The organism is Phocaeicola coprophilus DSM 18228 = JCM 13818, assembly GCF_000157915.1.
Lineage (GTDB): Bacteria > Bacteroidota > Bacteroidia > Bacteroidales > Bacteroidaceae > Phocaeicola > Phocaeicola coprophilus.
Window position 1 is genome coordinate 174913 of the sequence record NZ_EQ973651.1, and the last position, 13061, is coordinate 187973.

Here is a 13061-nt window from a genome sequence, read left to right on the forward strand (position 1 = left end):
AAACCGAATAATACGTATGAAAAAAGAAGTAAAGAGTCAACGTTTGCAATCGTTGGATGTCTTGCGGGGATTTGACATGTTTTTTATTATGGGCGGAGGAGCTCTGTTTGCCGGATTGGCAACCTGCTGTCCGATTCCGTTTTTTCAGGCAATAGCCAGGCAGATGGAGCATGTGCCCTGGCATGGGGTTGCTTTTGAGGATATGATTTTTCCTCTATTCCTTTTTATTGCAGGTATTTCCTTTCCTTATTCTTTGGAAAAACAGAAAGCGTGTGGGATGAGTTCGGCAGCCATCTACCGTAAGGTGATCCGCCGGGGACTGGTTCTGGTACTGCTGGGTTGCATTTACAACGGACTGCTGGATTTTGATTTTGCTCATTTGCGTTATGCCAGTGTTCTGGGACGTATCGGCCTGTCCTGGATGTTTGCAGCCTTGCTTTTTCTGAATGTGCGGACACGTGTCCGTATGGGAGTTGTAGCCTTGCTTTTTATCGGTTACTGGGCGCTGCTGGCCTGTTTTCCGGCGCCGGATGGCAATGGAGATCCTTTTTCCATGGAAGGGAGTCTGGTAGGTTATGTAGACCGGATGTTTTTGCCGGGACAGTTGTATTTGGGAATTCATGATCCGGAAGGGCTTTTAGGTATTATTCCTGCTGTCGGAACAGCCTCTTTGGGTATGCTGACGGGAGAATGGATCAAGCGGGAAGGACTGCCTGAACTGCGGAAGGTCGTTCTGCTGGCCTGTGCCGGAGTGATGCTGGTCGTTGTCGGATGGATATGGGATCTGGTTTTCCCGATCAATAAAAACTTGTGGACAAGTTCGTTTGCCTGCCTGGTCGGTGGTATATCCATGCTGCTGTTTGCCTTGTTCTATTATCTGATTGATGTACGGCACTGTCATCGGTGGACTTTGTTTTTCCGGGTCATCGGGATGAACTCCATTACGATCTATCTGGCTCAGCGCTTCATTGATTTTGACTATACGGGCCGGTCCCTTTTCGGCGGACTGGCATCACTTTTCCCGGAATCATTCCAGCCGCTGATACTGGCGCTGGCCTATATTGCCGTTTGCTGGGGATTCCTGTACCTGCTTTATCGTCAAAGGATATTCCTGAAGGTGTAAATCATGTAATAAAACATATAGAGAGATTGTAAAATTTAGAAAGCGTAGCGAACCGATGGGAAACAGAGTTCGTTACGCTATATTTTTCTCTAGGTAAAAGCCCAGTGGTAACTTGTCTTTGATGTACTTTGTTACTGTTGACGGCGAGGTTAAGGAGTTCGGCTGCAAGATAGAAGCTTGGGGACGAGGTATAGGGCTTATTATGGAAAGTTGTAGAGAGCAAGGACTTCCTGCACCGGAAATCAAAGTTGTTCCGCCATTCGTGAATCTCACAATATGGTTTAAACACTCACTGGCTGGTGAAGTGAAAACATCTACACTCCAAGTGAAAGATTCATACACTTCAAGTCACACCCCAAGTGATGATGATTTCACCTCAGGTCATGATGAAATACAGAATAAGTCGGATATCATGACACCCCAAGATAAGGTGTTTGAATTTTGTAAATCACCGAAAAGTATAGTTGAAATAGCTGAAATGCTTGGAGTGAACGATAGAAGATGGGTACGCAAGAAAATATATAGCTCCGTTTATCGGTATAAAACTTCAAATGACTATTCCAGATAAACCGAATAGTCAGAATCAGAAATACGTCAGTATTGAGAAATGATATCGAAAGTAGCCAATCTTTTTGTCCTGTCAAGTATTTTGGTTACTTTTGCCCAAGAGTTATTTGATAGCAAAGTTTCGTAAAACGACTTAAATATCTCGTAAAAAGTTGACTTTTCAAATGGTTATGTTAAACCGTTAAAAATCTAAATAAAAGACTATGAATTTAAGAAATAAAATGCTTTGGGCTGGATGTCTGGGTTGGAAAGCCGGAAAAACGGCTGATAAAACTGCAAATGCCAACTGATAAATATATTTTTAATCTGTATAAAACCTTGTTTAACGTATGAAGTATTTATTGATTATCTGGGCTTGCCTGTGTACTTTGTTCAATCTGCAGGCCGCAGAATACAGTGTGGTTCCCAAACCTTTGTCGGTGAAGGAAACGGGTAAACCGGCTTTTGTGTTTACTCCCCGGACAGTTGTCTATGTCACTCCGGCTTCCAGACAGATCGGAGAATTGTGGATTCAGTCTGTCAGCCGTTCGCTTCCCTTTCAGTTGCAGCTGAAGGAGGTGTCCAGTGTAAAAGGGAAGAATGGCATCGTGTTTGATCTGTCGAAGAAAAACCGTTCGTCGGAGGCATATACGCTGGATGTCAGTGATAAAAGAATTGTTGTCAGGTCGGAAGGTCTGGCAGGACTCTTCTACGGAGCGCAGACACTGACACAGCTGATGCCTCCCGAAGTGGTAGGAAAAGAAAAACTGGAAGGTGACATTACCGTGCCGTCGCTTCAGATCAATGACAAGCCTCGCTTCCAGTGGAGAGGATATATGAAGGATGTCAGCCGTACATTCTATTCGGTTGATGTGCTGAAGAAGTATATTGACATCATGTCTCTTTACAAGATGAATACCTTGCATCTTCATCTGACGGACGACCAGGGATGGCGGGTGGAAATAAAGAAATATCCGCGGCTTACTTCCGAGAAGGCTACACACTATCCCGTGCAGTTTGGTCAGCCGGAAGGAAGAAGCGGATTCTATACGCAGGAAGAACTGAAGGATCTGGTGGCTTATGCTGCTGCCCGCCATGTGCAGATTGTTCCGGAAATAGACGTGCCGGGACATTGCTGGCCTGTGCTTATTAATTATCCGGAACTGGCTGTCAATGATTCGTTCTATCCGGATTATGTGATGCCGTTCTGCGAGACTTACCATGTGTGGGGACATCAGTTTACTCCCAACACGCTGGATCCGTCGAATGAGAAGGTATATCAGTTCCTTGATGATGTGTTTACTGAAATTGCAGCCATATTTCCTTCTGAATACATTCACTTCGGAGGAGATGAAGTCCGTCATATCCTGTGGGAAAAGAATGAGCATATTCAGAACTTCATGAAGGAAAAAGGAATGAAGAATGTCATGGAACTTCAGAGTTATTTCGTGACGAGAGTTTCGGCCATCATTGCCGGTAAAGGCAAGAAGCCGATCGGATGGAATGATATTCTGGCTGATGCCGGCAATCTGCCTGAAAATGCTCACATCATGTCATGGCTTGGCAGTTCTGCGGTAAAGGATGCGGCAAAGTATGGTTTCCCGACGATTGCCACTCCTGCCAGTCATCTGTATTTTGACATTCGTCAGGGTACACCGGATGACGGCCTGCTGTCGGACCTGGCTTATCCTTATGCCATCACGTTGAGCGATGTCTATGGATACGATCCGGCTGAAGGTCTGACTTCGCGGGAGCTGGACTGTCTGCTGGGAGTGCAGGCGAATATGTGGCCGGCTGTGCCGCAGGAGGTGAAAGACATTAATCTGCAGAACTTTCCGCGACTGCTGGGACTGGCTGAAATTGCCTGGGCAGACGGCAAGAAGGACTTTGCTGATTTTGAGAACCGTATGAATACGCAGTATAAGAGACTGGATGCCCTGAAAGTTGATTATTACCGCCCTGACTGTCATGTCATCGCAACCTGGTCGCCGGAAAAGGTTTCTTTCATTGACTATACGACATGGGAATTTGATGTCACTGATAAGGTGTATGACAACGGCCGTGCGATGGCGGGGCTTTTCTATACTAAGGGGAATGACCGCCTGAACATCAAGAGTATGCAGCTGCTGGAAAACGGCAAGGTCATAGCTGAAGATCTGCACCGGGGATTTGCTGATGAAACCCGTACCACCGGAAAAAGAAAGAATTATCTGTATTATCTGGATGTGAAGAACTACCAGAAAGATGCGAAATATACACTGAGAATGGAAGTTTCCGGTTACCGGGGTACGGACTCTTATGGAAATGTGATCTTTAGTCTTTCTCCTTATGTGCCTTTCCAGAGTGTGGAATCGGATAAAACAGGCAGGAAGTAATTTAATGAATCATTCTGAAATATGGATCAAAAGAAAATAGGCCGTATAGAAGTTGTAGATGCATTGAGAGGGGTTGCTTTGTTTGCAATTGTCATCTTGCATTGTTTTGAGCATTATAATCTGTATTGCATTCCGGAAGGTACTCCCCAATGGCTGAAAGCACTGGATAAGGGAGTATGGGATACAACGTGGTTTCTGATGGCTGGAAAAGCTTTTTCCACCTTTTCACTGCTTTTCGGACTGAGTTTCTATATTCAGTACTGTAATGCTGCCCGAAAAGGAATTCCGTTTAAAGGGAGATTTGTCTGGAGAATGTTTCTGCTTTTCTTATTCTCTCAGTTTCATTCTTTGTTTTACAACGGTGATATCCTTTTGCTGTATGCAGTGATGGGTGTCTTTCTGGTTGCAGTATCTGGATTTTCTACCAGGACGGTGCTTGTGATAGCTTCCGTTATGATTATTCAGCCGGTGGAATGGATCAGGGTTATCTGTACCTTATGCGACATTCCGTTTCTGGAATACGGAAACAATTGGCTGAAGTATGCTGTGCTGGCCAAGCCTGTCATGGAATCAGGAAGTTTTCTGGAAGTGGTGCAGTCCAATATAACTTACGGCCAGTTGTATGGAAATCTGTGGCAGATAGAAAACGGAAGAATCTTTCAGATCGGAGGACTGTTCCTGTTTGGAATGGTGGCAGGAAGACTGTCTTTGTTTCAGAACACCCGGGAATCCATGATGGTCTGGAAGAAGATTTCTTTATGGTCTGCTGTCCTGTTTATACCGCTGAATCTGTTGCGCATGGTATACCCCGGGATTGCGAAAGGGGACAAGGCGCTGCTGATGCCGCTTGATATAGCCGTACCGTCGATCTGCAATTTCTTGCTTATGTGCTTTCTGGTAAGTTGTTTCGTCTTGTTATGGTATGACAAGGGGAACGGCTATAAGTTCCAGCGTCTGTTTATTCCTTTCGGAAAGATGAGTCTTACCAATTATATTGCACAGTCAGTGATCGGTGTTTCTGTCTTTTATGGCTTTGGGCTGAATCTCTATAAGTCAACGGGGGCAACCGCCTGTCTGTTGATAGCTGTCGTCATATTTGCCATATTGCTGGCATTCAGTCGTTTCTGGCTGTCATGTCACAGACAGGGACCTCTGGAATGGATCTGGAAGAAATTAACCTGGATCAACTCCGGCAAGCAGTAAACAGACATTGGGTGTCTGTAGGAGGGAGAGGATATCAGTCCTCTCCCTTTTGGTTGGGATTCTTCTGCTTGTAGAAGTTCAGCCGTTCTGTCCAGGGTTTGTTCTCCAATGGGAATACTTTGTGGGTATTGGCCCATTCAATCCATTTGGTTTCCAGTTCTTCCACTTTGTCCGGATACTGTGAAGACAGGTCATGGGTTTCAAACGGATCAGTCGACAGGTCAATCAGTTCCCACTGTACATTCCGGTCTGCTTTGACCAGTTTCCATGTTCCGTCAATGATGGCACAGGAACTCTGGTGCTCAAAGTACAAGGTTCGCGGTTCGACAGCTGTTCCTTCCGTAGCAGGAAGCAGACTTCTGCCCGGCAGGTCTTTATGTCCGAACTGGTCAGGATAGGAAATATGCCCCAGATCCATACAGGTGGGCAGGATATCAATCAGATGAGCCGGTTGCCGGCAAATCTCTCCTTTCATCTTGTTCTTGCTGGCGTCACCATAAGTCAGGATGAAAGGGGTACTGGTACCGCCCTGAAATACCCATTTTTTGTAACTGCGGTAAGGGGTATTTGAGAGATCCGCCATGAGCTGTCCCAGATACCCTCCTTCGTCGGTTGCTCCGTTGTCACTGAGAAACAGGAATACGGTGTTTTCATACATGCCTTTTATGCGGAGAGTTTCCACAACCTTTCCGATACCTTCATCCATGATTTCGATCATGGCGGCATATGTTGCCATGTCTTTGGTCCATTGCTGCTGTTGTTCGGGAGTAAGATCTTCCCATGCCGGACGTTTTCCTCCGAATTCCCTGTCATGCTGGGGAAGTTCCATTTCTTGAGGAATCAGTCCCAGTCTTTTCTGCTTTTCAAATCTTTGCCGGCGAAGTACATCGTATCCGGGCTTATAGCGGTCCATACATTTTTTTACATATTTTTCCGGAGCCTGTAAGGGCAGATGAGGAGCATAATGAGCCAGATACAGAAACATCGGCTGGCTTGTGTCGTGCCTGTCGATAAAGATGACAGCTGAGTCTGTGATTGCCTGGGTATAATAATAGTCATCGGGCACTTCGGTGATGCGTTGCAGGTCATTGTAAAGCGGTTCTGGCTTGTAGTAACTGCCACCTCCGTGCAGACATCCGTAATAGCGTTCGAACCCTCTTTGTACCGGATAGCTGCCGTTGGGGGCATCATATCCTCCTGTGGCTGTGACATGCCATTTCCCGCTCATGTAGGTGCGGTATCCTCCGGCTTTCATCACTTCTGCAATGGTGGGATAAGCCTTGTCTATCTGTCCGCGATATCCCGGGCGATGTTCGTCCACTTCGGCCATCCATCCCATTCCTACTTCGTGCTGGTATCTTCCGGTGAGCAGGGATGCACGGCTGGGACAGCTTCGTCCTGTATTCTTGAATTGACTGAAACGTACACCTTCCGATGCCAGCCGGTCAATGTTAGGAGTCTGTATTTCACTGCCATAGCATCCGAGGTCGGAGAACCCCATGTCGTCACAAAGGATCAGTACAATATTGGGGGCTGATGTTTCCTGAGCTGTCATGGGCTGTGAGGCCGCGAGCAGGAGAGAGGAGAATAAGATCTTGTTCATAGTTTTTGTATGTGGGTTAAATCATTGCGAAAATAAGAAAAAATCTTTTTATTGGAGAGGATGATTGCAAAAATGAAAGATTTATTGGAGTGAAACAAAGAAAAGTGACTTTAAAAATAGCTAAATGAGAACATACGGACAGGCTTTTCCTTTGGACTTCTCCCTGAGGTGATTAACTTTGTGAATATAAACACTTAAATTGGTTATACGAATATGGAGAAGCATGTATTATGGAGCGCATTGGCATCTGCGCTGGTTCTGGCATCCTGCAATGCGGGGAAAGGAACTGTAACGGAGAATGAACTGAAAGGTAACTGGGTGGAAGTGATGCCTGCCAATCAGCAGATAGTACAGGGAGTAACCCTGGAAGAAGGAGGCAAGGCAACTTCCATCGGAATGGCAACCTTGAAATATGAACGCTGGAAACTGACTGACGGTGCCCGGCTGATACTGGAAGGAAAAAGTATCGGTAACGGACAGACGATTGATTTTGCCGACACACTGGATGTTGTTTCCCTCAGTGGAGATACTCTGACGTTGGGAAAGGGTGAGATGTACCGCATCCAATATGTACGTCAGCAGGAAGGTGAAGGTCTGATCGGGGGCAGCGATGCGGCCATGGGATATACCTGGTCAAAAATGCTTCAGAAGAAAATACGTGTATTCGAAGAGGGTACCCGTGTACATTCTGTGGCTGATCCGAATTCGTCTGTTGCCGGCTATCTGGTTTTTGCATCCGATTCTTCGCAGGTAGAGTTCTTCTATCCGGAAACGGATGTGGTGCTTGACCGCAGAACACGTCCGGACGGTACACCTGTATGGAATGTGGAGGAGGATGATACGTATCTGGTGGAAAAGGCTGAGTCAGAATGGCTGGTCTCCAGACGGGGGCAATTGCTGTATGCCACCAGTGGAGTGGAAGATCTGGTGAAAGTTGCCTTTGTGGCCGATGGCGGTGAGGAAATTGAGATTCTTTTCTTCGGAAAGGCCGGAGTGGCTCAGATGAACCGGAATGGAGTCTGTAGCCTGTTGCGTCAGTATCGTACGGCTTCCGGCTATGGTTATAAGAATCCGGTATTCGATCTTCGTGGAAAAGGACAGGAAGCTGTGCTGACTACTTTGTCAGACGGAAGCCGTCTTGCTCTGAAAGAAAAAAATAAATAATTATGAAATATCTGGCTTTATTTTTGGCAGCCGGTCTGTGTGCCTGTAGTGGAAACGGGAAGACCGGAAAAACAGAAGAGACCATGCAGCAGACGACAGCTGATGTTCCTTCTAGAAAAGCGTATGAAGGATTTGAATGGGAACGTGTGACAGGAGCTGGTCTGAGTTTCTGGGCACAGCATAATCCGGATATCAGGGTGATGGCAGATCCTTCCTTGCCGGGCGCCGTAGTTGTCCGGAACGGAGATACAGCTCCCAGGAAAGTCATTCAGGTCTTTGAACTGAAAAACCGTTCCATCGAGGATGTACTTCCTCTTCTGCAGAAAGAGGAAGGATGGGATGCAAGTCAGTCCTGTCAGTTCAAGGAAGTAAAATCCGGACGTGAAGGAGTGAAGCGTTATCAGCTGGTTCCTGCCGGTTCATACGCAGCTGAAGTAGACAAGCAGATGAAGGAAGAGCCTGTGCCCTCCACTTGCAGCGGATGGGGTGTCGGGAATAGTGGCATGCGCTATTTTGAGGTGCAGGATTCTCATCCCGACCGGGCTGTTTTCGTAGAGATTGGTCAGGATGCTCCTTTGTTTGATGAAAGCAGTATCTGTCTGACCGCAATGGATGCTGTATCCGACTCCACACAGGTGTTGTATAATCTGTCGGGAGAAATACGTATCGGCCATGAAGTACATTCGTTCCGTCCGGAAAACAGTGATAAGGAGTACTGGCTGGTGGACAAGACAGGGACTCTGACAGAAATTTATGACCGGAAGACAGGCGGACAGAAGAATGGCAAACCTCTCCAAATGATGTTGAAACTGGAATATAACGGCAAGTGGGATGACGGATTTGCTGCGGACTATGACGGAGTTTATTTCGTTCGGGAAGTGCTGGACGGACAGAAAAATCCTGAAGGTCTGAAAAAAGATTGAAGCTCAGAATGTGCTTGAAACGAAGAGTGGATTTACCAGGCCGCAGGAGCGGGAAAAGAGAGGTTGGAGTACAGGCATAAAAAAAGGAGTACCGCTGTACTCCAACCTTTTTATTAACCTTAAATCTAATACTATGAAAACACGATGCAAAGGTACGGGTTTTCCGGTTAATTGCAAATCTTTTCAGAAGAAAAATATGTTTAATAACATCTTTTAAATCCTTGAAAGTCTTTTAAAGTTTTCTCAGTTCCTGATACAGGCGTTGTACGGGAAGTCCCATGACGTTATAGTATGAACCTTGAAGTCCGGTTACTCCGATAAAGCCGATCCATTCCTGGATACCGTAGGAGCCGGCTTTGTCCATGGGGTGGTATTTTTCCACATAATAGCTGATTTCTTCTTCGCTCAGGGTATCGAATGTCACTTCGGTGGTAACGGCAAAGCTGCGCTGTTGGCTTGCGGTCAGGATGCAGACACCGGTAATTACCTGATGAGTACGTCCGGAAAGCAAAGTGAGCATCCGGCGGGCATCTGCTGCATCGTGTGGTTTGCCCAGTATCAGTCCGTCCAGATAAACAATGGTATCGGCTGTAATGATGAGTTCGTCCGGTTGCAGGGTAGTGCGGTAAGCATCTGCCTTCTTGCTTGCGATGTAGAGAGAAATTTCCTCGCCCTTGAGTGTGTCGGGGTAACTTTCGTCGATACCGGGCAGCACTTTGGTTTCAAATTCGATGCCCAGTCCGGCAAGCAGTTCCCGGCGTCTCGGAGAGTTGCTTGCCAGTTTGATATGATATTTCTTCAGATTGTCCAGCATAATTTTTAGTTTTGAGGGTTGAGATTTCTGTTTCTGGCTTTATTACCAGCCGAAAGCCTGTTCGTGTGACATCCATTTTCCCTGGGCCTTGAGCACCTGTTCGATGACATCGCGTCCGCAGCCATGACCTCCGTTACGGTGAGAGATGTATTTGCAGACGGCCTTGATTTCGGGAGCAGCGTCTGCCGGACAGCAGGGAAGTCCCACCAGGCGCAACACTTCATAATCGGGGATATCATCGCCCATGTAAAGCACCTCTTCGGGTTTCAGGTCGTATTTCTGCATCAGTTCGTGGTATTCTTTGGTCTTGACGGCAGCTCCCAGACAGATATCCTGTACGCCCAGTCCTTTGTAACGTTCGCGTACGGCTTCTGTTTTTCCACCGGTGATGATGGCTACATGCAGACCGCATTTCACGGCCAGTTGCAGGGCATATCCGTCTTTGATGTTGACGGTACGCATGGGCTCTCCGTTGGGATGAAGCAGGATGGTTTCGGCGCTCAGCACTCCGTCTACGTCGAAGAAGAGTGCCTTGATTCGGGTTAAATCGTAGTCTATCATAAATTACAGATTGATGTTACGGGTTTGACTTTTTTGTTTTTTCGGCATAAGCCCGGATGTTCCGGCTGATGTTCCGGTAGATTTCGGCCAGTTCCGGTTCACTTTCCAGCATGTGCAGATGATCTTCCATGATGTTGCAGTCGTTCCGTCGGGCCGGACCGGTCTGTGCTTCTTCGGGCGTCAGGTAGTGTATTTTCCGGGTTGTTTCCTCGATGAGTGGAAGCATGGATTCAAACGGAAGCCCGTGTTCGCTGAGCAGGTGATGACACACTGCATACATGTGGTTGGCAAAATTGCAGGCGAATACGGCTGAAATGTGGAGATATTTGCGCTGCTCGGAAGAAGCTTCATATACCTTTTCACTGAGGCGCTGTGCCAGCTGCATCAGCAGACGGGTATCTTCTTCTGAGTTGGCCTCGATGAAGAACGGGGTAGTCGTGAAATCTACATCCCGCTGTTTGCTGAAGGTTTGCATGGGATAGATCACCCCGTGTCGCCGGGCCAGTCCGTTCCAGATACTCATGGGAACGCTTCCGGCCGTATGCACAAAGAGAGCATCCGGATTGCGTCGTGTCAGTGCAGGAAGTACTTCGTTCAGAGCCGAGTCCTTGATGGAAACGATGTAGAGATCGCTTCCTGCATCAATCTCGTCCAGACGGGTGGTGAAGGCAGCATGGAGCCGTCCGGCCAGTTCACGAGCCGATTCTTCCGTGCGGCTGAATACCTGCCGGATGCAGCAGTGGTGTTGCGACAGGGCTTGTGACAGGTGGGTAGCCACGTTGCCTGCCCCGATGAATGTCAGGTTATACAGATGTGTTTCGTCCATAATCAGCGTGAAGATATAAAATAAAGAATCACTCCCACAAGCAGCAGGGCCAGCGGAAGCAGGTAGGCAGACATTTGTCCCAGCAGGGCAATGACCAGTCCGATGTTCTGGATGAGCCAGATTCCGGCCAGAATGATTCCCACCGACTTGTCGCTCTTGAACCAGAGGAAGATGACGGCGGCATACAGCAGCATGGTGTCTTTCTGCATTACCCAGGGCAGTCCGTGGCTACTGAAGCCGATCCATTTGTCAAGCAGATAAAGGATGCCCATCAGTACCAGGAATACCCCAGTGGCCTGATAGGTGTCTTTGTGGTTGGATGCCGACATGGTTATTTCCCTCCATATTTGTTAAGGTGTATCTTTTCCCATTGCAGGTGGCTTTCATCAAACGGTTTCCGTTCCATTCCTTTGTGACCGATGGCAATGATGGAAAGAGCCTGTAGCTGGAGAGGCAGGTCGAGTACCTCATGCACATATTCGTTGGCGGGCACGCCGTCTGCTGTAAACCGTTCACGCAGTTGAACCCAGCAGCTTCCCAGTCCCAGATCTTCGGCCTGCAGCTGGATCAGGATGGAGGCCACGGAGGCATCTTCGATCCAGACATCGCTTACCATCGGATCGGCAGTAACAACGATGGCCAGGGCTGCATCGCTCACGAAGGTTGCTCCCGATTCCTTGCAGTGCGAAAGTTTTTCCAGAGTTTCCTTGTCATCCACCACGATGAACTGCCAGCAGTTGCTTCTTTTCGATGAAGGAGCCATCAGTCCTGCCTTCAGCAGACTTACCACCTGTTCCTGGGTCAGTTCCTCTTCCGTGAATTTTCGGGTACTCCGCCGCTTTTTGATCAGATCGCTGAAATTTTCCATAAATAATTGTTTTTGATGTGACAAATATAGCCTTTCTTATGCAAATGCTCAAAAAAAATCCTAAATTTGCATACATGGCGCTCCGATTGTCTACATATTATCATTCGGAAGATATTCCTGCCTTGCCGGGCGACAACCTCTTCCATTCTACCGAACTGTTCCGGGTGCTGGAGCAGACTCCCGGCTATACGCCCGTCATGCTTGTAGCCTTTGAAGGAGAAAGTCCCGTGGGTAAGCTCCTGTCGATCACTCGCCGTCAGTTTTCCCTGTGGGGAGGATGGTCGAAAACCTTTGTATACGGAGTAGGGGATTATTTCGGAGGCAGCATGAAGCGGGAAGAAGTGTTCCGGGAAATGCTGGCCTATCTGACCTTGCGTCACGAAGAGGATTCTTTTCTCATAGAGTTCCGGAACCTGGAGGAACCGCTGTTCGGTTACCGTTACTTCCGGGCTAACGGCTATTTCCCGGTCAAGTGGTTGCGGGTGCGCAACTCCATTCATCAGGAACTCATAGACAAGTGGATGAGTGCTTCCCGGAAACGGCAGATCCACAATGGACTGAAGCATGGAGCCGTTATGGAAGTAGCCCGGAGCGAGGAAGATGTGTGTGCCCTGTTTACCATGCTTCGCCAGTATTACCTGCCCAAGGTTCATCGTTATTTTCCGGATATCCGTTTCTTTCTGTCCCTGATCTCGGAACCTTCCCGACGGGAGCTCGGCAAAATTTTCGTAGTCAAATATAAAGGTAAGGTGATCGGAGGATCGGTCTGTCTGTTTTCAGGTGACTGTGCATACTTGCTTTTCTCCGGAGGAATGCGCAAGAGTTATGCCTGGCTCTATCCGGGTGTACTGGCCGTGTGGAATGCCATGCTTTATGCACGTGAGCAAGGATATGCCCATTTTGAATTCATTGATGCCGGATTGCCGTTCCGCCGCTACGGTTTCCGCGATTTTATTCTTCGTTTTGGTGGCAAACAGCTCAGCAGCCGGAGATGGTTCCGGGTGAGATGGGAATGGCTGAATCGCCTGCTGATTAAAATTTATGTGTGAGAAGAG

14 protein-coding genes are annotated in these 13061 nt (G+C 47.7%); 8 read left to right on the forward strand and 6 right to left on the reverse strand.

Features of this window, described 5'->3' with window-relative positions; genetic code table 11:
- Positions 1-16: 16 nt before the first annotated feature.
- The 5 genes from BACCOPRO_RS16640 to BACCOPRO_RS16655 all read left to right on the forward strand — a co-directional run bounded on the left by BACCOPRO_RS16640 (position 17) and on the right by BACCOPRO_RS16655 (position 5247).
- Complete coding sequence (locus tag BACCOPRO_RS16640; RefSeq protein ID WP_040311618.1) at positions 17-1123, forward strand: acyltransferase family protein; 1107 nt, start codon at positions 17-19, stop codon at positions 1121-1123.
- A 202-nt stretch (positions 1124-1325) separates the two neighbouring features.
- The gene (locus tag BACCOPRO_RS16645) at positions 1326-1691 is read left to right on the forward strand and encodes a hypothetical protein (protein WP_155819237.1); all 366 of its coding nucleotides are present in this window, start codon (positions 1326-1328) and stop codon (positions 1689-1691) included.
- A complete protein-coding gene (locus BACCOPRO_RS18685) occupies positions 1663-1734 on the forward strand; it encodes a hypothetical protein (protein ID WP_373920413.1) in 72 nt (23 codons plus the stop codon). Before BACCOPRO_RS16645 ends, BACCOPRO_RS18685 begins: the two co-directional genes overlap by 29 nt.
- Positions 1735-2019: 285 nt before the next feature.
- Positions 2020-4044, forward strand: a complete 2025-nt coding sequence (locus BACCOPRO_RS16650; protein ID WP_008145449.1) for a beta-N-acetylhexosaminidase — start codon at positions 2020-2022, stop codon at positions 4042-4044.
- A 21-nt stretch (positions 4045-4065) separates the two neighbouring features.
- Positions 4066-5247, forward strand: a complete 1182-nt coding sequence (locus BACCOPRO_RS16655; RefSeq protein ID WP_008145451.1) for a DUF418 domain-containing protein — start codon at positions 4066-4068, stop codon at positions 5245-5247.
- A gap of 34 nt (positions 5248-5281) precedes the next feature.
- Here BACCOPRO_RS16655 and BACCOPRO_RS16660 read toward each other — a convergent pair whose 3' ends face one another.
- Positions 5282-6850 (reverse strand): arylsulfatase, encoded by a 1569-nt coding sequence (locus BACCOPRO_RS16660; protein WP_008145453.1) that lies wholly within the window; start codon positions 6848-6850, stop codon positions 5282-5284.
- Positions 6851-7063: 213 nt separating this feature from the next.
- Here BACCOPRO_RS16660 and BACCOPRO_RS16665 point away from each other — a divergent pair, with 213 nt between their 5' ends.
- Positions 7064-8014 (forward strand): lipocalin family protein, encoded by a 951-nt coding sequence (locus BACCOPRO_RS16665; RefSeq protein WP_008145454.1) that lies wholly within the window; start codon positions 7064-7066, stop codon positions 8012-8014.
- Between the two features lie 2 nt (positions 8015-8016).
- Positions 8017-8937: a hypothetical protein gene (locus BACCOPRO_RS16670; RefSeq protein ID WP_008145456.1), complete on the forward strand. Its 921-nt coding sequence runs from the start codon at positions 8017-8019 to the stop codon at positions 8935-8937.
- Positions 8938-9169: 232 nt separating this feature from the next.
- On the opposite strand, the gene BACCOPRO_RS16675 is transcribed toward BACCOPRO_RS16670, so the two are convergent.
- The 5 genes from BACCOPRO_RS16675 to BACCOPRO_RS16695 are packed head-to-tail and all read right to left on the reverse strand — an operon-like array spanning position 9170 to position 12006.
- The gene (locus BACCOPRO_RS16675; protein ID WP_008145461.1) at positions 9170-9751 is read right to left on the reverse strand and encodes a Maf-like protein; all 582 of its coding nucleotides are present in this window, start codon (positions 9749-9751) and stop codon (positions 9170-9172) included.
- Between the two features lie 42 nt (positions 9752-9793).
- Positions 9794-10312 carry a KdsC family phosphatase gene (locus BACCOPRO_RS16680; RefSeq protein ID WP_008145463.1) on the reverse strand — a complete coding sequence of 173 codons (519 nt, stop codon included), beginning with the start codon at positions 10310-10312 and terminating at the stop codon, positions 9794-9796.
- Between the two features lie 16 nt (positions 10313-10328).
- A complete protein-coding gene (locus tag BACCOPRO_RS16685) occupies positions 10329-11138 on the reverse strand; it encodes a Rossmann-like and DUF2520 domain-containing protein (RefSeq protein ID WP_008145465.1) in 810 nt (269 codons plus the stop codon).
- A 2-nt stretch (positions 11139-11140) separates the two neighbouring features.
- Positions 11141-11467, reverse strand: coding sequence for a hypothetical protein (locus BACCOPRO_RS16690; RefSeq protein WP_008145466.1), 327 nt, complete (start codon positions 11465-11467; stop codon positions 11141-11143).
- 2 nt (positions 11468-11469) lie between these two features.
- Positions 11470-12006: a nitroreductase family protein gene (locus BACCOPRO_RS16695; RefSeq protein ID WP_008145468.1), complete on the reverse strand. Its 537-nt coding sequence runs from the start codon at positions 12004-12006 to the stop codon at positions 11470-11472.
- 38 nt (positions 12007-12044) lie between these two features.
- Between BACCOPRO_RS16695 and BACCOPRO_RS16700 the strand changes: the two genes are divergently transcribed.
- The gene (locus BACCOPRO_RS16700; RefSeq protein WP_008145470.1) at positions 12045-13055 is read left to right on the forward strand and encodes a GNAT family N-acetyltransferase; all 1011 of its coding nucleotides are present in this window, start codon (positions 12045-12047) and stop codon (positions 13053-13055) included.
- The last annotated feature ends 6 nt before the right edge of the window (positions 13056-13061 follow it).